Consider the following 21,731-nt stretch of genomic DNA (forward strand, 5'->3'; position numbering starts at 1 on the left):
ATACTCGGTCAGTGTGGGAGCTGGCTTGCCTGCGATGGCGATGGTGAATCCAACACCGCTATCGCAGGCAAGCCAGCTCCCACAGGAACCGTGTCCAGGCAGGGAATGGGGTGTGAGCCTTGGTTACTTGGCCTTGCCATCAATCCAGTAAGCACCCTGCAGCGGCATGCCGAGGAACTGCTGGTTCATCGCTTCCATGGTGGCCTGTGGGTCCAGCTTGGCGAACAGCTCCGGATGCACCCACTTGGCCAGCGCTTCAATCGCCAGCAGGTTGTACGGCGAGTTGTAGAAGTCATGCCACAGGCCGTGGGCATTGCCCTCACGAATCGCCCGAAGGTTCACAAACTCTGGCCGTGCGAGCACCGTGTCAAACGCGGCTTGAGCGTCTTTGTTGCTCACGCCAGCCCCCAGAATTAACCCAGGCGTGTGATTGCCGGTGGCCACATACACATCCGGGTCAGCCTTCAGCGCGTACTCCACACTGATATCCCCCAGCGCCCCCGGCACCACGTCGGCGGCGATGTTGCGCCCGCCCACCAGTTTGATCACTTCACCCATGCCGCTCTTGCCGGTGGTGTGCCCCGGTGCCTGCCAGGCGCCGGCCAGCAGCTCAAGGAACACGCTCGGGCGCGGCCCGGCCGGCAAGGTGGCGACGGCGTCGGTGATCACCTTGATGTGCTGGTCATAAAAGTCGAGGAACGCCTTGGCCTGGGTTTCCCGGCCAAGGGCCTGGCCCAGGGCCGTCATGCTGGTGTGGGTGCCTTGCACCGGGTTGATGCGGAAGTCGACGAACAACACCGCTATCCCTGCCTTGGCCAATACATCCGCCACCGGGCTGTGTTCGGTCGGGCCGTGGCCGGAAATGCTGAACACCGCCAGGTCGGGTTTCAGCGAAAGAATTTCCTCGGCGCTGACGCTTTGCTCCGAGGCCTGACCAATCAGCGGAATGTCTTTCACCGTCGGAAATTTCGCCACGTAAGCGTTGTAGGTGTGGGCGTCCAGCAGTTTCAGATCATTCTGCCAGCCGACGATCCGTTGGAACGGCGCGTCCTTGTCCAGCAAGGCAAAGGCCGAAATCAGCCGGCCTTCGCCGAGCACCACACGCTGTACGTGGTCTGGCACCTCGACCTTGCGGCCCAGCACATCGGTGACTTCATGGGCGGCGGCGGTTTCGGCGTGACCAAGGATCAGCACGGCAAACAGCGCGCCCAGCTTGAGGAAGTTGCGAGGTTTCAGCATGGCGAGAACTCCAGGTGAAGGCGGCGCATCAGGCATCGCTCCAGCGCCGCAAAAGGTTGTGATAGGCGCCGCTCAGTTGCAGCAGCGCGTGGTCGTCGGCGTGCTGGGCGGTGAGGCGTTGAATCGCCACGTCCATGTCCAGCAGCAGTTGGCGCTGGCTGTCTTCGCGCACCAGGCTTTCGATCCAGAAGAAACTGGCGATGCGCTCGCCTCGGGTCACCGGGTTGATCTTGTGCAGGCTGCTGCCCGGATAGATCAGCACGTGCCCGGCGGGCAGCTTCACCGCGTGGTCGCCGAAGGTGTCGCGGATAACCAGTTCGCCGCCGTCATAGCTGGCCGGGTCGGCGAGGAACAAGGTGGCGGAGATATCGGTGCGCACCCGTTCGCGCACGCCCTTGAGGCCACGGATGGCATTATCGATATGCCAGTCGAAGGCCTCGCCGCCGCTGTAGCGGTTGAACAGTGGCGGGTAGATTTTCTTTGGCAGGGCCGCGGACATGAACAGCGCGTTGTCCGACAGCCGCGACAGAATTTGCTCACCCAGGCGAATGGCTACCGGAGTGTCCTCCGACAACTGCCGGTTATTTTTCGCCATGGCCGAGCGCTGCCCGGCGGTGACCTTGCCGTCGACCCACGGTTGGTCGAGCAAGGTGGCGACGGCCACCTCGACTTCCTGGGCACTCAACAGGCCGGGGATCTCGATCAGCACGGCTTAAAACTCATAGTCGACGCTGGCCGTGAGCGTGCGCCCGGCGCCCGGGATGCCGTAGAGCTGGAAGCCGTCCAGGGATGAGCCGATCTGGCTGTAGTAGAACTTGTTGAACACGTTGTTGAGGTTGAGGTTGACCGTGGTTTGTTTGGTCACCTTGTATTGCGCGGCCAGGTTGTTGAGCCAGTAGCCGGGGGCCTTTTCGTGGTCGCGGGTGTAGATGGCGTACACGCCGGACGGGCCGGTGGCGTAGCTGCTGTTGTTGTTCAGGCCGCCGACGTATTTGTTGTCGCTGTAGCGCCGGCGTCCTACGTATTGCGCGCCGTAGCTCAGGCTCAGGTCGTCGGTGACGGCGTAGGTGGTCCACAGGTTGGCGGTCAGGTCGGGAACGTTCTTGGCTTCTTCGCCTTTGTTGGCGCCCTTGGTCTGGGTGCTCTTGAGCGCCGAGAACCCGCTGTACACCGTCCAGCGCGGGGTGATATTGCCTTGCAGGCCCAGCTCCACGCCGTCGACACGTTTGGCCGGGAGGGCGCGGACCGGGGCGCTTTCGCCATCCTGATATTCCCAGGAGTTGTCCAGTTCGGTGCGGAAAATCGCGGCGGTGACGTTCAGCAGGTCGTGGGCAATGTCCCACTTGGTGCCGATTTCGTAGGTTTTCGACTTGGCCGGGGTGTAGTTGCTGGTGCTGGCGGCGCCGTAGATCTGATTGTTGGTGGACGCGCCCAAGGCCGACGGTTGTGCCGCCTCGCTGTAGGACACGTAGATGCTGCCGTTAGGCAACGGCTTGTACACCGCGCCAACGCGACCGCTCACGGCGCCGTCGGTGCTGTTGATGGACGCCTGGCCACGCTGGGTGGTCTCGGCCTGCCAGTTGTCGTAGCGCAGGGAACCGAGCACTTGCCACTGTTCGTTCAGGGTGATGGTGTCACCCAGGTAGATACCGGCGTTGTCGATCACCGAGCGAGGCTGGCCTTCGCCCTTGGTCACCGTGGTGCTGGCAAAGCTGTGGTTCGGGTCGTTCATGTCAAAGAACAGATCGCCCGCCGGCACCTCGGCGTTGCGTTTCAGGCCGCCGTAGGTCTCGTGATAGAACTCAAGCCCGCTGACCACGGCGTGTTCCAGGCTGCCGGTATTGAGCGTGAAGGCGAAGTCGGTCTGGTTGTCGAGAATGGTGTAGCGCGTCGACTGACCGAAGTCGCTGCCCCGCAGAATGCCGTAGGCGGTGTTACCGCTGTTGGTATATCCCGGGTAGGCATTCACCGTGCTGCCGGGGACTTGGCTGATCGGTCCTACGCCCGTGTAGCCCAAGGTCGCACAGCGTGTGCCGGTGCAGGTTTTCTGGCCATTGGCGTTGGCGGCAAAGAAGCGTGCGGGTGAAAGCACCGCGAAGTTGTCGGTGCGCTCCCACTTGGTCTGGTTTTTCAGGGTCGCTTCGTTCCAGTCGAAATCATGCTCGAAGCGGGTGGTCAGCGAGGTGGTTTTGGTTTGCTGGGTGTACAGGTGCGAATCGCCGTACCAATTGGAGCGCTTCACGCCGGGCATGCGGTCGCCATCGGTGCCGCGCTGGATCGGTACGCCACCGTCCGGGGTGTTGTCGTCCTTCTGGTAGAAGGTGTCGATAAACAGGCGGGTGTCGGTGCCCAGGCCGAAGCCGAGGGACGTCGCGATGCCCCAGCGGTCGTAGTCCACGTCGTCGCGCTCGGCCACCTGGTTGTAGTGCTTCATCAGGTTGATGCGCAGGGCGGTGGTGTCGTTCAGTTGTTTGTTGAAATCGCCCGTGAGGCGGCGGTAGCTGTCGGTGCCGATGCCGGCGGAGAGTTTGTTGGCATCCCCCAGGTGCGCTTCTTTGCTCACCAGGTTGACGCTGCCGCCTACAGCCGACACGCCGGATTCGATCGAACCGGTGCCCTTGAACACTTCCGCCTGTTGCAGGTTGAAGGTGTCGGTACGGGTCGATTGGCCAGCATCCCGCACGCCGTCGACGGTCAGGCTTTGTTCCGAGGAAAAGCCGCGAATCGAAAACAGGTCGCCCCAGCCCAGGTTGCCTTCGCCGGACATGAAGGTGATGCCCGGCACGTTGCGCAACACTTCCTGCAACGTCTGCGCGTTCTGCTCCTTGAGCACTTGCTGCGGGACGATGGTCACGCTTTGCGGCGCGTCCAGCAGGGGCTGGCTGATTTTTGCCGAGGTCACCCGGTCCACCTTGAAGGTGGAGGTGGCTTCGCCATCGACTTTGATTTCCGGCAGGCTCAGCACCGAATCATTGGACGCCGCCACGGGCGCATCGGCCCAGGCAGTGGGAGAAAGGCTGCCGGCGGCAAGCAGGCCAAACATCGGCGCAAGGGTAGAGGGCAGCGACAAGGCGCGAGGGGAAGGCAATGGCATTCAGAGTGACCTAGGCTAAATTACAATTAATCTCATTTAGATTCGGTAGTCTAAAGACCGATACCGGGCGTCATGCCGTGGCTTTGTAATGTGGATGCGCGATTACCGCTTACCACAACATTCCATTACATTTGCGCGTACTCCCGGCTGACGTTTCGGCTATCTCCTGCCTTTTGAGTTTCGGACGAGTTGCCCCATGGCCAAACAAGACCACCTGCTGATCGTTGATGACGACCCGCAAATCCGCCAACTGTTGTGTGACTACCTGAGTGACGCCGGTTTTCAGGTGTCCACTGCCGGCGACGGCAAGGAAATGCGCCGTCGCCTGGCGCTGAACGTCATCGACCTGATCGTGCTCGACCTGATGCTGCCCGGCGAAGACGGCCTGAGTTTGTGCCGTGAATTGCGGGTCAGCTCCAACACGCCGGTGATCATGCTCACCGCCAAGGGCACGCTGATCGACCGGATCGTCGGCCTGGAGATCGGCGCCGACGATTATTTGCCCAAGCCGTTCGACCCACGGGAATTGCTGGTGCGAATCAAGGTGGTGCTGCGCCGGGTGCAGAGTTTTCCCGACCGGGCGCGGCTGGACGAAGCGCCGAGTATCAGCTTCGCCGGCTGGCAGCTGGACACCCGGGCGCGGCAATTGCTCTCGCCGGACGGCGTGGTGGTGAGCCTCGGCAACTCCGATTACCGGGTGTTGCGCCTGCTGTTGCAGCACCCCAACCGGCCGCTGAGCCGCGACTTCTTGCTCAACCACGTGTTCGACAAGGACAGCACGCCATTCGATCGCTCCATTGATGTGTGCGTCAGCCGCCTGCGCTCGCAATTGCCGGCCGGGCTGATCAAGACCGTGCGCAATGAGGGCTACATGCTCACCGCCGACGACGTGGCGCTGCAATCGTGACACTGCTGCCGCGTTCGCTGTTTGGCCGGCTGGTGCTGATTCTGGTCAGCGGCATGCTCGCGGCCCAGGCCCTGACCAGCAGCATCTGGTACGACATGCGTCATGGCCAGGTCCTGGAAATCCCCAGCCGGCTGATTGCCACGCGGCTGGCGGACGTGGTGCGGCTGGTGCACAGCGATCCGGCGCAGGCTGATGTGCTGATCAAGATGCTGGACACACCGCGTTTTCACCTGACCTTGAGTGATCAGGCCAGTGATGTGGCCAGTAGTATCAGCGGCAGCGACCAGGCCACCGAGCGTTTGCTCAATAAAGTGCTCTCGGAAAAGACCGGCTACACCCAGAACCTGCACCTGTTGAGCCTCAAGTTGCTGGACGCTGAAGGCCATCACGCGGGGCTGTCGACCTTGCTCGGTTCCAAACCGGTGGTGGGACAGTTCCTGATTGACCTGCGTTTGCCGGACGGGCGCTGGCTGCAGGTGCAGGCCACCGAGGAGCAGGGCTGGACCAGTACGTCGCCGATGGACTTGCTGTTCGACTACGTGATGCGCATTTACTTGCTGCGGGTATTGGTGCTGGTGATCATCGCCCTGGTGGCGGTGCGCCTGGCCATTCGCCCGCTCAATGCCCTGGCCAAGGCTGCCGAAGCGTTGGGCCGGGACATTCAGCGGCCACCGTTGGCTGTTGATGGCCCCACGGAAGTGCGCCGCGCCGCCCAGGCGTTCAATGCCATGCAGCAGCGGCTGATCGCCAACATTGCTGAACGCACGCGCTTCCTCGCGGCGATTTCCCACGACCTGCGGTCGCCCATCACACGCCTGCGGTTGCGCACGGAAATGCTCGACGACAACCGCACCAAGGAACGTTTTCGCAGCGACCTGGAGGAAATGGAACACATGGTTGCCAGCACCCTGGACTTTGTCAGCAGCGGTGAAATCAACGAGAAGCGCCAGAACATCGACATCAACGCCTTGCTGCAAAGCTTGCAAGCGGACCTGCAGGATGTGGGAGAGACCGTCACGATAGAGGGGCGGGCCAAACAGCCATTGCCCGGATACGCCCGCAGCCTCAAGCGTTGTGTGCAGAACCTGCTGGAGAACGCGGTGCGTTATGGCAGTGAGGTGGTGGTGCGGGTTGAGGACAAGGCGCCCAGCCTGAAGATTGTGATCAGCGACCGTGGGCCGGGGATTCCCCAGGAACAGCTGGAGCAGGTGATGGAGCCGTTCTACCGGGTGGAAGGCTCACGCAATGCCGAGACCGGCGGGTACGGGCTGGGGTTGAGCATCGCGCATACGATTGCCAGTGCCCATGATGGGCGGTTGAGCTTGAGTAATCGGGAAGGCGGGGGATTGGAGGTGGTGTTGCAGTTTCAGCGCAAAATTCCAGCTTGAAATACGGTCAAAATGTGGGAGCTGGCTTGCCTGCGATAGCGGTGTTTCAGTCACACCAATGTTGTCTGAAAGATTGCTATCGCAGGCAAGCCAGCTCCCACACTGACCAGTGTTCAGGGCATCAAGCCCCGTGGCACTTCTTGAATTTCTTCTCGCTGCCGCACGGGCAAGGATCGTTACGACCCACATCCTTCAACGTGTTGCGCACCGGCTCCTGGTGAGCGTGGCCGCAGTTTGGGCCGTGGACATGGCCGTGGTCGTGATCATGGTGATCGTGGTCGTGGTTGCAGTCAGGACCATGGACATGGGGTTGCTGAGTCATCGATGTCGCTCCGGAATAAAATCGCCGGGCATTATCTCGCCATTGCGCCGCACCTGCACGTCGTTCCCGATAAATAAACCGGTTTTCAGTTCGCCTTCAAGGCGATAGGGCACGGGCTCCCGCGGATTTTTCAACATGTCGACCACCTCGCGGATCTGCGGCCACAGGTTGGTGCGCACCGATACCCGGAAAAAAGCGTGGCTGTGGGGCGGCACGGTCAGCCATTCATTGGACTCGCCTTCGGTCAGCAGCATAGTGCCCAGGGTGACCTTGTACACCAGGCCGCGCACCGTCAGGTCGTTGTCATCGCGGTTATCCACACGGAAATACAGCTTGAACTTCTGCTCCAGCAGCTTGACCCGCACGGGATCGACCTTGACCAGCCGAACCTCGGGGGCGGGCGCATCGTCGGCAAACCAGGACGCGCAGCCGGACAGCCCGAGCATCAATGCCAGCAGAAGGCTGTAAGTCCTGAATACCCGCGCTTGAGAAACCATGCCGTTACTCCGTATGAAGAGTCAGCATAGCAAGCACGAGCCCGCCGGGTATCAACGAATGTCAGAGGTAGCCGGAACAGCACTTCTTGAATTTCTGCCCGCTGCCGCACAGACAGGCGTCATTGCGCCCGGCCTTCACGTCCACCGTCGGGTCGATGAAGTACCAGTGTTCCTTGTTCTGTACGAATGAGGAGCGCTCACGGTGGCTGTGTTCGCCGGTGCTGTCGTGCCAGCGGGCGGTAAAGGTCACGAAGGCATGTTCCGGCTGGCCGCCGAACACCTCGGAGCTTTCCACTGAAAGGCCCAGCCAGGTGCTTTGGGCGCTCCAGGCGCCGATGGCCGCGGTGTCCAGTCCCGCCTGTTGTGCGGGCAGGGTGGTGGTTACCAGGTAGTCCACCAGGCCCAGCACATAGGCGCTGTAGCGCGAGCGCATCAACGCTTCGGCGCATGGTGCCGGGTGGCCAGCGTGGTAATGGCCGCAGCAGGCATCCAGCAGGTTGCCACTGCCGCAGGGGCAAATGGATGTACTCATCGGGTTACCACCAATACTTTCCAAAGTTTTCCGGGTTGGCCCAGAAGCGGGCGTTCAGCCAATCCGGCACCTGCTTATAGTCAAGCAGATCATAGGTAAACAGCGTCAAAACCTGATCGTCCCGCTGGAAACGCTCGCTGGCTTGCAGGGCCAGGGAGAAGAAGTCGGTGTCTTGCCAGTGGCAGGCGGCCAGGTCCACCAGCACTGCAATGCGGCTGGCGTTGAGGTTGCGGATGCCCCCCAACAGGGTCAGGCCCGCAGGTTTTGACAGGTGTTCCAGGCAGTCGACCACCAGGGCCAGGTCAAAACGCTGGGCGGCGAGGTCGGCGGGCAAGGGGCCAGGCTCGGCAAAGGACACCACGGTATCCGGGTGGGCCTCTTTGAACGCATCCAACGCCGGGAACTGGCTGGCACCCAATAACAGCAGGCGTTTGGGCGCGTGTAGATCAAGCAGCGCGGCGAGCGCTTGCTGGGGTGTACGGGTAGAAATACCGGCGGTCATCGAAGATCCTCGCATCAGGACCGTAGAGACTAGCCTGCCTGAGCGTGCGGGCCTAGAGCGGGCGGCGACAATAAACAGCCCGGCCCAATGAATACAGGGGTGTGACACGCTGGCGCAGATGAAAAGAGCCGTCTTTACTCCACCCATCGGCCCCCGCCGATCCCCTCAGGAGAAAGTCAGATGAGCATCATGCGGACAGCTCTACCCTTGGTTCTGCTAACCGGAGTATTGACAGGTTGCGCAGGCTTGCAAAAAACCGATTGGCCCACCTGCGCTGCGGTCGGCGGTGTGACGGGAGCGGCCATCGGTGCGACCCAAAGCTCTTCCTATGCGGGCTATGGCGCGCTGCTGATCGGCGGCATGGCCGGCGCCTACTGCTGGGTGCACGGCGATGGCGATGAAGACGGCGACGGTGTGCCGGACAGCCGCGACAAGTGCCCTGGCACGCCCAAAGGGGTGCAGGTGGATGCCAATGGCTGCCCACCGGTTCCGGTCGCGGTGGTTCAAGAGGAAGTGGTGGTGGTCAAGGAAGAGACCATCGTGATCCGTGACGTGCACTTCGAGTTCGACTCCGCCAAGCTGACGGCTGCCGACAAAACCAAGCTCGACACCATCGCCACCCGCCTGAAAAAAGAAGCCTCGAGTGCGCAACTGCGCGTCAGCGGGCATACCGACAGCGTCGGTAAAGACGCCTACAACCAAAAACTCTCTGAACGACGCGCTCACTCGGTGACCGACTACCTGGTCAGTTCCGGCATCCCGCGTAGCAGTTTTGTCTCAGTGACCGGCGCCGGCGAAAGCCATCCGGTGGCGGATAACAAAACCGCGGATGGCCGCGCCCTGAACCGTCGCGTGGAAATTCAGATCAACCGCTGACACACCCTCAAGGCCCCTGTGGGATCCACAGGGGCCCCTTTATCAATTTTTTAATCCTTCACTGGCACAACGCCCTTAGAAGTCGTTACTGTGCGCCCAAAGAATAATGTGCAAGGGGAGCGTGCGGGATGAAGGTGTTTTGGGGGCTGGGGAAGTGTTTGACGTTGGTGTTCTGGGTCGTGGTGGTGGTCAATCTGTTTACACCCCTGATCAATCCGTTTCACCTGTTGGTCAGTCTGGCCGGCAGCCTATTGTTGTTGACCCATATTCTTGAGCTGCTGTTGTTCAACGGCAGTGTGAAAAACCGTGCCCATCCCTGGCGTGACCGCTTGCAAATCCTGCTGGTGGGTATGTTCCATGTGCAGAGCTTTTCGGCGCCGGCACCGACTGATGATGTAAATAAGGAGGCCAATCATGCGTAAGGTTTTTCTGTTGGCCCTGCTGGTCAGCCCCATCGCCCTGGCCCAGAGCGTCAGCGTCGAGACCAACTCGTTGATGCGCCTGCCCAACAGCAGTGGCGTTTTGCAGCTGGAAAGGCTGGACGTGGCGGATTACGGCACCTTGCTGATTCCCGCCAATATCACTCAGGTGACGGTGGATGAATTGCACCTGGGCCGCGACGCACGCATCGCCATCGTCCCCGGCAGCACTGCGCTGCAGTTGCAGGTGCGCCAGGCGCAGCTGGAACATGGTAGCCAGATCACCTCCCGTGGCGCACCGGGTACTCACGAACGTCCGGCCAAGGCCGGGCGCGATTTGATCTTGCGCATTAACTCCCTGACGGCCGATGAGCTGTCGGTGGATGCTCGCGGCGGTGCAGGCGCCCAGGGTTACGCCGGACTGGACGGTGCCAACGGTGAAGACCCGGGTTGCACCTGGGGCTCGGCCGGGCGCGGCGCCAATGGCGACAACGGCGGCGACGGGCTGCCGGGTGCGGCGGGTGCGCAGGTTCGTGTGGAGCTGCCGCAGGACTTCCCAGGCGAGAAAATCAAAGTCTGGGTGGACGGCGGTGCCGGTGGTTTGGCGGGCACGGCGGGCAAACCGGGTAAAGGCGGGCAGTCCAAGGGGTGCCTGGTGTACCGCGCCGATGGCGGCGAGAAAGGCCGGGCCGGGTTGGAAGGGCAGCCGGGGCCAGCGGGGCCTGCGGGTGCTGTGACTGTTCAACGGCTTTAATGCTTTACCTGTGGCGAGGGAGCTTGCTCCCGCTGGGCTGCGTAGCGGCCCCAAAAAAAGCGGGAGCGCTGCGCACTCCAGCGGGAGCAAGCTCCCTCGCCACAGCAAGCCCCTCGCCACAGGGTATGGGGTGCCCTAGAACATCGGCCGTGCCGAAGCAATCGCCACCAGCACCAACCCCACAATCAAATTAATCCCCACCAACTTACGAATCTGCCCCAGCGCCGCCGCCCCGGCCGGCCAATCCTCAGCCGCCACCGCCGTGCGCAACTCAGGCAACTTCAACGCCTGGATCCGGATAAACAACGCCGTCATCACCACATACAATCCCATCATGATCTGCACATAACGCGGCGCGGTCTCAAACCCGTTGAAGCGCAGTTGCAGCAGGCCGACGCCGCTGATCGGCAAGACCAGCACCGCCACCCAGACCCACACGAAAAAACGTTGAAACACATTTACCCAGAGTTTCAGCCGGGCAGGCCCGTCCAGCGCGGCCATGGCGGCGGGGCGCAGGATCATCCAGGCGAAAAACATACTGCCGACCCAGATCAGGGCGGCCAGTACATGCAGGGTATAAGCAAGGCTAAACACGGTCATTGGGGTACTCCGTTCTGCGCGGGATTAATTAGCGGGGTATGATAGCGGCCGATCCGAACCACTGAAAATTTATCCAGCGTTTTTTGCGCCCGACTATCCATGATCAGCACTGAACTCAAAACCACGATCCAGGGCGCCTACTCGCGTTTTCTCGAAGCCAAGAGCTTGAAACCGCGGTACGGCCAGCGCCTGATGATCGCCGAAGTCGCCAAGGTCCTCGGGGATATCGACACCGACGACGAAGGCCGGCGCAGTGGCGACCCCGCGGTGGTGGCCGTCGAAGCCGGCACCGGTACCGGCAAAACCGTGGCCTATTGCATCGCGGCGATTCCCACCGCCAAGGCCGCCGGCAAACGCCTGGTGATTGCCACCGCCACCGTCGCCCTGCAAGAGCAGATTGTCTACAAAGACCTGCCAGACCTGATGCGCAACAGCGGCCTGAACTTCACCTTCGCCCTGGCCAAGGGCCGTGGGCGCTACATGTGCCTGTCCAAGCTCGATGTATTGTTGCAGGAAGGCCACGCGCAAACCGCCACAGCGTCGCTGTTCGAAGAAGAAGGCTTCAAGATTGAGGTCGATGAGGTCAGTCAGAAGCTGTTTACCAGCATGATCGAGAAACTCGCCGGCAATAAATGGGACGGCGACCGCGACAGCTGGCCGAATGCCCTGGAAGACGCCGACTGGGCACGCCTGACCACCGATCACAGCCAGTGCACCAACCGCCATTGCCCCAACTTCGGCCAGTGCGCCTTTTACAAGGCCCGGGAAGGCATGGGCAAGGTCGACGTTATTGTCACCAACCATGACATGGTCCTGGCCGACCTGGCCCTGGGCGGCGGCGCCGTATTGCCGGACCCGCGTGACACCCTCTACGTGTTCGACGAAGGCCATCACCTGCCCGACAAGGCCATCGGCCACTTCGCCCACTACACGCGCCTGCGTTCCACCGCCGACTGGCTGGAAACCACCGCCAAGAACCTCACCAAACTGCTGGCCCAGCACCCGCTGCCCGGCGACCTGGGCAAGTTGATCGAGCAGGTTCCGGAGCTGGCGCGAGAGATCAAGACCCAGCAGCAGTTCATGTTCAGCGCCTGCGAGCAGGTAGCCGACTTCAAGCCCGGCGAAGACGTGGAAGGCCGTGAGCGGCCGCGTCATCGTTTCGTCGGCGGGCTAATCCCCGAGCACATGCGCGAGATGGGCATCGAGCTGAAGAAAGGCTTCTCGCGCCTGACCGACCTGTTCACCCGTCTTACCGACCTGCTCAAGGAAGGCATGGACGGCGAGGTGAACATCGGCATCGCCAGCAACCAGGCCGAAGAATGGTACCCACTGTTCGGCAGCCTGCTGTCCCGCTCCCAGGGCAACTGGGAGCTATGGACCGCTTTTACCGTGGAAGACCCGGAAGACAACCCGCCCATGGCGCGTTGGCTGACGTTGTCGGAAAGCGGTGCGCTGTTTGATATCGAGGTCAACGCCAGCCCGATCCTGGCGGCGGAAATGCTCCGACGCAACCTGTGGAACGTGGCCTACGGCACCCTGGTGACCTCGGCCACGCTGACAGCCCTGGGCACCTTCGACCGCTTCCGCATGCGCGCCGGGCTGCCGAAAAAAGCCGTTACCGCCGTGGTGCCGAGCCCGTTCCATCACGCCGACGCCGGTGTGCTGCGGGTGCCGGACCTCAAGGCCGACCCACGGGATGCGCCGGCCCACACGGCGGCGATCATTCGCGACCTGCCGTCGCTGGTGGAAGGTTCCCGGGGCACGCTGGTGCTGTTCTCGTCCCGCAAACAGATGCAGGACGTGTTCGACGGCCTCGACCGTGACTGGCGCAAGCAGGTGTTTATCCAGGGCAACCTGTCGAAACAGGAAACCCTGAACAAGCACAAGGCGCGGGTGGATGGCGGTGACTCCAGCGTGCTGTTTGGCCTGGCGAGTTTCGCCGAAGGTGTGGATTTGCCGGGCGCCTACTGCGAGCACGTGGTGATCGCCAAGATCCCGTTCTCGGTGCCGGATGACCCGGTGGAAGCGGCGCTGGCCGAATGGATCGAGGCCCGGGGCGGTAATCCGTTCATGGAAATCTCGGTGCCGGACGCTTCCCTGAAGCTGGTCCAGGCCTGCGGGCGCCTGCTGCGGACCGAAGAAGATCGCGGCACCATCACCTTGCTTGACCGGCGCCTGGTCACCCAGCGCTATGGGAAAGCTATCCTGAATGCTTTGCCGCCGTTCCGGCGGGAAATTTCATAAGCCACCGTGGGCGAAATCGCCCACTTCGTGGTCTATCTCACCATCGTTTCACTTCATCAGGCCAGTCATCGGCCGTTTGGGAGAGCCTTGTTCACATGATTCGCACGCTGCCCGCTGTTTTTGCCCTGTTGTTTGCCGCGCCATTGCTGGCTGCGCCTGCCGGGCAACAAACGTTATTCAACTTTGTACGGCCCGCCGATGTGGTCAAGGTGGCGACCCAGGACGCCAGCCTGCCGCAATACAACGCCGAACAAACCCCTGAAGGCGAAGTGCTGCGCCGTATCACCTTCAACCCCGCGGCCGAACCGAGCCTGGTGCTCAGCCCGCAAAGCGGCGCCTGGGACTGGTCGCAGTCCGGCGCCATGAGCTTGCGCATCCAAAGTGCGATGGACTGGGCGCTGACCGTGTACGTCAAAGTACAGAGCAATGACGGCAGGGCGCTGTTCAGCCGTGTCGACCTGCCTGCCGGCCCGGCGCAGACGTTGCTGATTCCCCTGCAAGCCAATTCGCCGCTGAGCCAGGGCATGAAGGCCGGCCCGCCGATGCCCATCACCGTTGACGGCCAGCGCGTGTTGCTGGCCAGCAGTGAAGGCGAGATCGACCGCAGCCAGGTGGTGTCGGTGACCCTGTCGATGATCAAGCCCAATGTTGCCCAGAGCATTTTGCTGGAGCGCTTTGGCGTGCAGGACATCGAACCCGTGCTCAAGGCCACCTACAGTGAACTGGTGGACGCTTACGGGCAGTCCACCCGGGCCCGCTGGCCGGAAAAAGTCAGCAGTGACGACCAGTTGAGGGCCGCTGCGGTCAAGGAGCAGCAACAGCTCAAGGGCTGGCTGGCCGAACGCGACAAGGCGTCCCTGGACAAATTCGGCGGCTGGAACAAGGGCCCGGCCTTTGACGCCAGCGGTTTCTTCCGCACCGAGAAACGTGACGGGCGCTGGTACCTGGTGACACCGCAAGGCCATCCTTTCTATTCCCTGGGCGTTAACACCGTGGCCCCGGACAACAGCCAGACCTACGTGGCGGGCCGCGAATGGATGTTTGCCGCGTTGCCCAAGGCCGGTGAACCGTTCGACAAATACTACGGCAGCAGTGACAGCCGCAGCGGCAATGGCGCAGATCAGGGCCGCAGCTTTAATGCCGGGCGCTGGTACGACTTCTATGGCGCCAACCTGCAGCGCACCTATGGCCAGCCTTGCGTGCCGCCTGCGCCGTGCACGCCGGAAGGTTTCGACTCGAAACGCTGGGTCAGCCATACCCTCGACCGCTTGCGAGCCTGGGGTTTCAACACCGTGGGCAACTGGAGTGCGCCGCAGTTGGCGACCGCCGACCGGGTGCCTTACACCTTGCCCCTGTCGATCGTCGGTGATTACGCGAGCATCAGCACCGGTACCGATTGGTGGGGCGGCATGCCCGACCCGTTCGACCCGCGCTTCGCCATGGCCACCGAACGCGCGGTGGCGATTGCCGCCCGCGACCATCGGGATGACCCGTGGCTGATCGGTTACTTTGCCGACAACGAGCTGGCCTGGGCCGGCCCCGGCGATGATCCGAAATCCCGCTATGCCTTGGCCTACGGCACCTTGCGCATGACCACCGACGTACCGGCCAAGCGCGCGTTTCTCAAACAATTGCGCGACAAGTACCGCAACCAGGCCGGGCTGTCGAAGGCCTGGGGCATCGACCTGCCGGCCTGGGAGCTGATGGAAGACCCGGGTTTTGTGCCGCCGATGCCGAACCCCGAGCACCCGGAAATCGAAGCAGACTTCAAATACTTCCAGAAGACCTTCGCCGATGCCTACTTCAAGACCATCTCCGACTCGCTGAAATGGCATGCGCCCAACCAGCTGTTGCTGGGTGGCCGTTACGCGGTCAGTACACCGGAGGCGGTGGCGTCCTGCGCGCAGTATTGCGACGTGTTGAGTTTCAACATGTACACCCTCAAGCCCCAGGACGGTTACGATTTCGCAGCGCTGCGGGCGCTGGACAAGCCAGTACTGATCACCGAGTTCAACTTCGGCTCGGCGGACCGTGGCCCGTTCTGGGGCGGCGTGACCCAGTTGGCCAGGGAAGAGGACCGTGGGGCTGCCTACGCCAACTTCCTCAAGCAGGCCATGGCTGAACCGTCGATCGTTGGCGTGCACTGGTTCCAGTACCTGGACCAGCCGGTCACCGGACGTCTGCTGGACGGCGAAAACGGCCACTTTGGCCTGGTGGGCATCACCGATGTGCCGTACCAGGGCTTTGTCGACAGTGTGCGTAAAAGTAACCTGGCGGCGGTCGACCAGTTGGGCAAGGAGGCCGAAAAGGCCAAGGCGGCAAGCGCGGCCCACACCGGTGAAGGCGGTAGAACCGGGCGTGAGGGCAATGCCGGGGAGCCGGGCGCAGGGCATGCCGGCGGGCATTCCGGCAAGGGCCATTGATGGGGCCTGATCGACGAGTGCGGGTTCCCAAATCACTCAATGGCTGGAACAATGTCGGCCACTTTTTGCGGTACGTTTCCGAGGGGGCTTAGGTGCAGATTCAGGGTCATTACGAGCTCCAATTCGAAGCGGTGCGTGAAGCCTTTGCCGCGCTGTTCGACGACCCTCAGGAGCGTGGCGCCGCGCTGTGTATCCAGATCGGTGGCGAAACCGTCGTCGACCTGTGGGCCGGTACTGCCGACAAGGACGGTGCCGAGGCCTGGCATAGCGATACCATCGCCAACCTGTTCTCCTGCACCAAGACCTTCACGGCCGTCACGGCGCTGCAGCTGGTAGCCGAAGGCAAGTTGCAGCTGGATGCACCGGTCGCTAAATACTGGCCGCAATTCGCGGCAGCCGGCAAAGAAGCCATCACCCTGCGCCATCTGCTCTGCCACCAGGCCGGGCTGCCGGCCCTGCGCGAAACCCTGCCCGCTGAAGCGCTTTACGACTGGCCAATGATGGTCGACGCCCTTGCGGCCGAGGCCCCGTGGTGGAAGCTCGGAGAAGGCCATGGCTATGCGGCGATTACCTACGGCTGGCTGGTGGGTGAATTACTCCGTCGCGCCGACGGCCGCGGGCCGGGCGAGTCCATCGTGGCCCGGGTTGCACGGCCATTGGGCCTGGACTTCCATGTGGGTCTGGCAGATGAAGAGTTTTATCGCGTGGCCCATATAGCCCGGGGCAAGGGCAATGTAGGCGATGAGGCGGCACAACGTTTACTTCAAGTAACGATGCGCGAGCCGATGGCCATGACTACCCGCGCATTTACCAATCCACCGTCTATTCTCACCAGCACTAATAAACCCGAATGGCGGCGTATGCAGCAGCCAGCGGCAAATGGTCACGGTAATGCGCGAAGTCTGGCGGGTTTTTATAGTGGGCTGCTCGACGGTAGTTTGCTGGAAGCCGATATGCTTGAAGAGTTGACCCGTGAACACAGTATTGGCCCGGATAAAACCTTATTGACACAAACCCGGTTCGGCCTGGGCTGCATGTTGGATCAACCGAACGTGCCAAACGCCACGTTCGGCCTTGGCCCACGGGCGTTCGGGCATCCCGGGGCAGGGGGCTCGGTGGGGTTTGCCGACCCGGAACATGATGTAGCCTTTGGTTTTGTGACCAATACATTGGGGCCTTACGTACTTATGGACCCGCGGGCGCAAAAGTTGGTCAGAATATTGGCCGGTTGTCTGTAAATAGCTTGCTGTCTTGCGTTTTTTTGTTACAAAGGCACATACAAAAAGACGCTAGGCAAAATGTTGTAACTTTAATGTTCCAGAAGCGTCTGTTTAACGGGTCATTCAGGCCCCTGATTTTTTCTCATTTTGTGGATATCTCATGTTATCGAACAAGTCCTTGGCACTGGCGCTATGCCTCACTATTACTGGCTGTGCACAAACCCCACAAAATGATGCCGAAGGTGGGCATTGGTGGTCATTTGGCTCTGATAAGGCTGCTACCAAGGACGCAGTGAGCCAAGCTGATACCAAGCCGGATGCCAAGCCTGCCGTCGCTGCCAAGGCGGCTGCGCCGGTAGCGCCTGCCGCTGCGGCACCTGCCCCGGCTGCTGCTGCACCCGTCGCCAAGGCGGATACCGGCTCCAGCTGGTGGCCGTTCTCGTCGAAAACCGACGATGCCAAGGCTGACCTGAAGGCCGACCTCAAGGCTGCGACGCCTGCATCCGGCGCCCCAGCTGCTGCACCGGCTGCCGCACCCGCTGTTGCCAAGACAGATACCGATACCAAATGGTGGTGGCCGTTCGAAAGCAAGCCAAAGCCATTGGCCAAGGTCGACGTTGCCAACATCCCGATGCCTGATCCAAAAGTTACCCAGGCCTGGCTGGACGATTACGAGCCACGCCTGCGTCTCGCGATCAAGGACAGCAACCTGCAACTGGAACGTCGCGACAACGTCTTGGTCGTGATTGCCCCGGTCGACGGCTCCTACAACCCGAAACGCCCGGCGATGTTGCTGCCGGTGACCCTGGGTCCATTCACCCGCGTTGCCAAGGCGGTTGAAGGCGATCCGAAGACGGCCGTACTGGTACTGGGCCACGTCGATACCACAGGCGCCGAGCCGGTGAGCCAGGCCCTGACCAAGGAACGTGCGCAGTCCATCGCCTCGATCTTCAGCCTCAGCGGCCTGAAGCAGGACCGCCTGATGCTGCGTGGCATGGGTGACCTGATGCCGCGCGCCGCCAACGACAGCACCCAGGGCCGTGCCCTGAACCGTCGCATGGAAATCATGTTCACCCAGCGCACCACCATGCTGGCCCTGCTGAGCAAGTACAACTCGGCCAACCCGCCGAAGGCTGAAATGGTTGCGGTGCAAGACGTTCCTGCGCCAGTGGCGGCTCCGGTCAAGAAAGCGGCTCCAGCGAAAAAGCCAGTCGCCAAGAAAGCCGCTGCCAAGCCGGCTGCCAAAAAGGCACCTGCCAAGCCCGCCGCGAAAAAACCGGCACCGGCCAAGGCTGCAGCTCCAGCCGCTACGAACGACCAGGCAAAAAACTGATTATTTGAGCAAGAAGGATAACGCCGCATGACCCAGGCACTGGCCGATATGCGCCGTGACTACACACGGGACGGTTTGAGCGAGGCCCAGGCCCCGGACGAACCGTTTGCCTTGTTCCACCAGTGGTTCAGCGACGCGGTGAAAACCGAGCAGCCACCGGTGGAGGCCAATGCCATGACGCTGGCAACGGTCGACCAGGACGGTCGTCCCCATTGCCGGATCCTGCTGCTCAAGGGGCTGGATGCACAGGGCTTTACCTTCTTCACCAATTATCAGAGCGCCAAGGGCGAACAGCTCGCGGCGCGCCCGTTTGCTGCCATGACCTTCTTCTGGCCGACCCTGGAGCGCCAGGTGCGCATCGAAGGTCGGGTCGTGAAGGTCTCGCCCGAGGAGTCGGACGCTTACTTCCAGGTCCGCCCGCTGGGCAGCCGCCTGGGCGCCTGGGCTTCACCGCAGAGCCGGGTGATCAGGGATCGCGAAGAATTGCAGGACCTGCTCAAGGCGACCGAACAACGCTTCAGCGATACCCAGCCAGACTGCCCCGAGCACTGGGGCGGCTACCGCCTGCTGCCAGAGCGCATCGAGTTCTGGCAAGGCCGCGCGAGTCGTTTGCACGACCGCTTGAACTACCGCTTGCAGGGTGCCGACTGGGCCCGTGAGCGGCTGGCGCCCTGAGCCCACCTTTCGTCACCTCGCCTGAATGTTGCACGGCACGCCGAAGTCTCTAGTCAGACGCTTCGGTTGGCCAGTGCTGCGTCATGCTGCCCTTACGTATGGCTACAATGATTAAACAGGCCTATGAAGAGCCTGATGGCGTTGAGGCTGTTACCATTCGTCGAGTTTTTCGGTACAGGCTCTCTGTACTAAGGCTGAATGAAAACAATTTTCTGCCCGGCATGCCGTGACAGGCAGCAAGCCGCAGCGGTTTAATGAATACCTGTCCTTTGGAGTTGATGCTATGCGTAAGTCCGTTTTACTGGTTGCCTGCTTTACCACCCTGTCGCTGCTGCTGGGTGGCTGCGCCTCGAGTCTGACCGGCGACTCGTACTCCCGTGACGAAGCACGTCGTGTGCAGACTGTTCGCATGGGCACCATCGAATCCCTGCGTCCGGTGAAAATCGAAGGCACCAAGACCCCAATCGGCGGCGCTGCTGGCGCAGTCATCGGTGGCGTTGGCGGCAGCGCCATCGGTGGCGGCCGTGGCAGTATCGTCACCGCCGTTATCGGTGCAGTTGCCGGCGGCCTGCTGGGCTCGGCCACCGAAGAAGGCCTGACCCGCACCCAGGGCGTTGAAATTACCGTTCGCGAAGACGACGGCAGCATGCGCGCCTACGTCCAGGCTGTTCAAGAGAACGAAATCTTCCGCATCGGTGATCGCGTTCGCATCATGACTGTGGACGGAACCAGCCGCGTTACTCGTTAAGAGTAAGGTCGCAGGAACAGAAAAACCCCAACCGGGTGATCGGTTGGGGTTTTTTGTTGGGCGTATGTCTTGCCGGATCAGGTGAACATCTGGATATCGTCAAGCGTGTCTTGGACGGCACCACTCAGAAACGGTGATTTTGTTTTTGCTTGTTGCAGTGCTGGCGAAATTTTCGCCATGTCCAGCTCACCGAAGCGCCGCGCGATGTGGCCTATCGCAATGATGGCAGCTGACGCGATGTTCTCGTCATCATTGCTCACATACCGGAGGCAGGTTTCTTGTGCCCACGTAGCGTCTGTTTCGTTAAGGCCGATGGATATTATTGCTTCTGTGACCTTGCTTAGGTCGGTGGTGGTGAGAAAGCTGATAGCTTCATCGTGACTCAAAGACGGGTCGTGATAAATCAAGGCATACCTTTGGTTGTGCCGTTACGCGCGTACCCCGATGAAGTATTCCAAGTCATCGGGGAGGTTGATGTTAAGCAACACCGCCAATTGCGTTATCTGACTTTTTGTCAGCTCCAGCTCACCTGGAGCCAGGTTTTCCAGAGGCTTTGACTCTGTGAGTTGGGCAGCAGCCTGATTGAGTTCGGCTCCTTCTATATCGAATTCGAATTGCAACGAGTCATCCTGTTTTTCGTCAGGGTAGAAGCCGGTAATTGATAAATGGGTCATGAATCGTATTCTCGCTATTGTCGAGTAGTCGTTCTGCCTGGCTTTGCTGGGCCAGTCTGCTCGCCCGTTATATGGTTGAACTCTCCTAGGTGTATCGCAAATCTGTCAAATTTTTCCACGGCGTTGCTTTTATAGTCCCATTCGTAGATTTTCCCTTTCCTATCGACCCACCTTGCTCTCTTTTTTCCTCCACCTTGAACGGATGATTTAGGTTTAACCCTTGCTGCGTCGGGAAAGGCTGGAAGTGTGTTAGGGGCCTCATAGTAGCCATGGTCACCTGGTCTAACGCTGACCACCACGTAGAGCGGCCGAATGCCCGAATCCGCCGGAAACACCAGAATGAAATCCCTGTATTCCGGCGGGTATATCGGGTCAACGATGATGCTGGCGGCCTTCTCGGTCGGCGGATACACCCAGATTTGCGGTGCCTGCGGCGCAGCTTCCAAAGCAGGGATACCAAGTGTGCCAGCCGGATCGATGGCAGGCGTCCAGATCAGCTCAATCCCGTCGCCCAAGTCCGCGACCTGATGTGTGCCTCGCAGCCCAAACTGCACGACATCGATCATTTCCCAGTCGCGATTTTTCCCTGTGTAGAAGGCGTATCCCTTGAGGGTGCCGTTAGCTAATTGCTCGACGTGCAGGCGAACCCGTGTACGCGCGCGTGGCATTGAGCGCAGTTGACGGTCGCTGTAGAGCGCGCTGTCGCCCAAGCTGGAGGGCCAGATAAGTGCTGCAACCCCAAGCATCAGGCCAGCGGCGACTGTTCCAGCACCGGCTGCGACGCTTGATGCTCCGCCTATCGCGGAACCGCCCAATGCCAATGTGCCGAGCCCTGCCGGGAGTGCGCTGCCGCTGATCTTCTTGAGCGGCAGCAGCCCCTCACTGTCCGTTTCACGGCCACCGAGCAGCACGTGCTCGCCATAGTCCCCTATGCGATCCAGCGGTATGTAGCCGGACGGATTGTTGTAGTCGATGAGGGCGTCGGGCAGGTTGCAGGACTTGGCGAACACGCATCCAACCCTGGGCAGTGGCGTTGGCGGCGACTCCACTGTGCGTCTGGCCTCGTAGGCCTCCTGTCGGGCAAGCATGGCTTCGTAGGCTCGCTGCCTGGCCTCTCGATCAGCCAACTCGCGCTCGTTCATGTTCTCGAGCTTTCGGTAGCCCCCCGTGCCGGTCCCGTAGCATCGCCAGACCTGGGGTATGTCCTTGTTGTTTGCCATCGTGCCCTCCTGGCGTGTTGCATAACGACGTCCGACGGTGGAGCCGGGAGCACGACGTTATGGC

General features: G+C 61.3%; 22 protein-coding genes. 11 read left to right on the plus strand and 11 right to left on the minus strand.

Going from position 1 to position 21,731, the window contains the following annotated elements:
• Window positions 1-123 precede the first annotated feature (123 nt).
• Genes HX855_RS07700 through HX855_RS07710 form a run of 3 tightly spaced genes read right to left on the minus strand, consistent with a single transcriptional unit; the run spans window position 124 to window position 4,333 of the window.
• Window positions 124-1,239, minus strand: a complete 1,116-nt coding sequence (locus tag HX855_RS07700; RefSeq protein WP_177082242.1) for an ABC transporter substrate-binding protein — start codon at window positions 1,237-1,239, stop codon at window positions 124-126.
• Between the two features lie 28 nt (window positions 1,240-1,267).
• Window positions 1,268-1,948: a Fe2+-dependent dioxygenase gene (locus tag HX855_RS07705; RefSeq protein WP_177082244.1), complete on the minus strand. Its 681-nt coding sequence runs from the start codon at window positions 1,946-1,948 to the stop codon at window positions 1,268-1,270.
• A 3-nt stretch (window positions 1,949-1,951) separates the two neighbouring features.
• Window positions 1,952-4,333, minus strand: coding sequence for a TonB-dependent siderophore receptor (locus tag HX855_RS07710; protein WP_177082246.1), 2,382 nt, complete (start codon window positions 4,331-4,333; stop codon window positions 1,952-1,954).
• A 196-nt stretch (window positions 4,334-4,529) separates the two neighbouring features.
• Between HX855_RS07710 and HX855_RS07715 the strand changes: the two genes are divergently transcribed.
• Together HX855_RS07715 and HX855_RS07720 are read left to right on the plus strand one after the other, a co-directional pair.
• Complete coding sequence (locus HX855_RS07715) at window positions 4,530-5,240, plus strand: response regulator (protein WP_177082248.1); 711 nt, start codon at window positions 4,530-4,532, stop codon at window positions 5,238-5,240.
• Window positions 5,237-6,628 (plus strand): ATP-binding protein, encoded by a 1,392-nt coding sequence (locus tag HX855_RS07720; RefSeq protein ID WP_177082250.1) that lies wholly within the window; start codon window positions 5,237-5,239, stop codon window positions 6,626-6,628. Before HX855_RS07715 ends, HX855_RS07720 begins: the two co-directional genes overlap by 4 nt.
• Before the next feature lie 121 nt (window positions 6,629-6,749).
• Here the strand turns inward: HX855_RS07720 and HX855_RS07725 are convergent, their stop codons facing one another.
• From HX855_RS07725 to HX855_RS07740, 4 genes are all read right to left on the minus strand, one after another.
• Window positions 6,750-6,950, minus strand: a complete 201-nt coding sequence (locus HX855_RS07725; RefSeq protein ID WP_003213695.1) for an SEC-C metal-binding domain-containing protein — start codon at window positions 6,948-6,950, stop codon at window positions 6,750-6,752.
• The gene (locus tag HX855_RS07730) at window positions 6,947-7,447 is read right to left on the minus strand and encodes an LEA type 2 family protein (protein WP_177082252.1); all 501 of its coding nucleotides are present in this window, start codon (window positions 7,445-7,447) and stop codon (window positions 6,947-6,949) included. Before HX855_RS07730 ends, HX855_RS07725 begins: the two co-directional genes overlap by 4 nt.
• Window positions 7,448-7,508: 61 nt before the next feature.
• The gene (locus tag HX855_RS07735; protein ID WP_177082254.1) at window positions 7,509-7,979 is read right to left on the minus strand and encodes a YchJ family protein; all 471 of its coding nucleotides are present in this window, start codon (window positions 7,977-7,979) and stop codon (window positions 7,509-7,511) included.
• Between the two features lie 4 nt (window positions 7,980-7,983).
• Entirely contained in the window at window positions 7,984-8,481 is a 498-nt protein-coding gene (locus tag HX855_RS07740) for a DUF6231 family protein (protein ID WP_177082256.1), read from the minus strand.
• 180 nt (window positions 8,482-8,661) lie between these two features.
• Between HX855_RS07740 and HX855_RS07745 the strand changes: the two genes are divergently transcribed.
• The 3 genes from HX855_RS07745 (at window position 8,662) to HX855_RS07755 (ending at window position 10,530) form a co-directional block, all read left to right on the plus strand.
• Window positions 8,662-9,357: an OmpA family protein gene (locus HX855_RS07745; RefSeq protein WP_177082258.1), complete on the plus strand. Its 696-nt coding sequence runs from the start codon at window positions 8,662-8,664 to the stop codon at window positions 9,355-9,357.
• A gap of 128 nt (window positions 9,358-9,485) precedes the next feature.
• Window positions 9,486-9,779, plus strand: a complete 294-nt coding sequence (locus tag HX855_RS07750) for a DUF1145 domain-containing protein (RefSeq protein ID WP_177082260.1) — start codon at window positions 9,486-9,488, stop codon at window positions 9,777-9,779.
• Complete coding sequence (locus HX855_RS07755; RefSeq protein ID WP_177082262.1) at window positions 9,772-10,530, plus strand: collagen-like protein; 759 nt, start codon at window positions 9,772-9,774, stop codon at window positions 10,528-10,530. Before HX855_RS07750 ends, HX855_RS07755 begins: the two co-directional genes overlap by 8 nt.
• 135 nt (window positions 10,531-10,665) lie before the next feature.
• Here the strand turns inward: HX855_RS07755 and HX855_RS07760 are convergent, their stop codons facing one another.
• On the minus strand, window positions 10,666-11,130 hold the full coding sequence (locus HX855_RS07760; protein WP_177082264.1) for a CopD family protein: 465 nt from the start codon (window positions 11,128-11,130) through the stop codon (window positions 10,666-10,668).
• Between the two features lie 99 nt (window positions 11,131-11,229).
• On the opposite strand from HX855_RS07760, the gene dinG reads away from it, so the two are divergent.
• From dinG to HX855_RS07790, 6 genes are all read left to right on the plus strand, one after another.
• Window positions 11,230-13,374 (plus strand): ATP-dependent DNA helicase DinG, encoded by a 2,145-nt coding sequence (gene dinG, locus HX855_RS07765; RefSeq protein ID WP_177082266.1) that lies wholly within the window; start codon window positions 11,230-11,232, stop codon window positions 13,372-13,374.
• Window positions 13,375-13,469: 95 nt separating this feature from the next.
• Window positions 13,470-15,797: a beta-galactosidase gene (locus HX855_RS07770; protein ID WP_177082268.1), complete on the plus strand. Its 2,328-nt coding sequence runs from the start codon at window positions 13,470-13,472 to the stop codon at window positions 15,795-15,797.
• Window positions 15,798-15,889: 92 nt separating this feature from the next.
• The gene (locus tag HX855_RS07775) at window positions 15,890-17,035 is read left to right on the plus strand and encodes a serine hydrolase domain-containing protein (RefSeq protein ID WP_177082270.1); all 1,146 of its coding nucleotides are present in this window, start codon (window positions 15,890-15,892) and stop codon (window positions 17,033-17,035) included.
• A 142-nt stretch (window positions 17,036-17,177) separates the two neighbouring features.
• Window positions 17,178-18,350, plus strand: a complete 1,173-nt coding sequence (locus HX855_RS07780) for an OmpA family protein (RefSeq protein ID WP_177082272.1) — start codon at window positions 17,178-17,180, stop codon at window positions 18,348-18,350.
• A 27-nt stretch (window positions 18,351-18,377) separates the two neighbouring features.
• Complete coding sequence (gene pdxH, locus HX855_RS07785; RefSeq protein ID WP_177082274.1) at window positions 18,378-19,025, plus strand: pyridoxamine 5'-phosphate oxidase; 648 nt, start codon at window positions 18,378-18,380, stop codon at window positions 19,023-19,025.
• A gap of 283 nt (window positions 19,026-19,308) precedes the next feature.
• Entirely contained in the window at window positions 19,309-19,773 is a 465-nt protein-coding gene (locus HX855_RS07790; RefSeq protein WP_003189251.1) for a glycine zipper 2TM domain-containing protein, read from the plus strand.
• 77 nt (window positions 19,774-19,850) lie between these two features.
• Here the strand turns inward: HX855_RS07790 and HX855_RS07795 are convergent, their stop codons facing one another.
• The 3 genes from HX855_RS07795 to HX855_RS07805 are packed head-to-tail and all read right to left on the minus strand — an operon-like array spanning window position 19,851 to window position 21,667.
• Window positions 19,851-20,180, minus strand: coding sequence for a hypothetical protein (locus HX855_RS07795; protein ID WP_177082276.1), 330 nt, complete (start codon window positions 20,178-20,180; stop codon window positions 19,851-19,853).
• A gap of 21 nt (window positions 20,181-20,201) precedes the next feature.
• On the minus strand, window positions 20,202-20,447 hold the full coding sequence (locus HX855_RS07800) for a pyocin S6 family toxin immunity protein (RefSeq protein WP_177082278.1): 246 nt from the start codon (window positions 20,445-20,447) through the stop codon (window positions 20,202-20,204).
• 14 nt (window positions 20,448-20,461) lie between these two features.
• Window positions 20,462-21,667 (minus strand): S-type pyocin domain-containing protein, encoded by a 1,206-nt coding sequence (locus HX855_RS07805; RefSeq protein ID WP_177082280.1) that lies wholly within the window; start codon window positions 21,665-21,667, stop codon window positions 20,462-20,464.
• Between the last annotated feature and the right edge of the window lie 64 nt (window positions 21,668-21,731).

Origin of the sequence: Pseudomonas sp. IPO3778 (assembly GCF_013386825.1) — a bacterium.
GTDB lineage: Bacteria > Pseudomonadota > Gammaproteobacteria > Pseudomonadales > Pseudomonadaceae > Aquipseudomonas.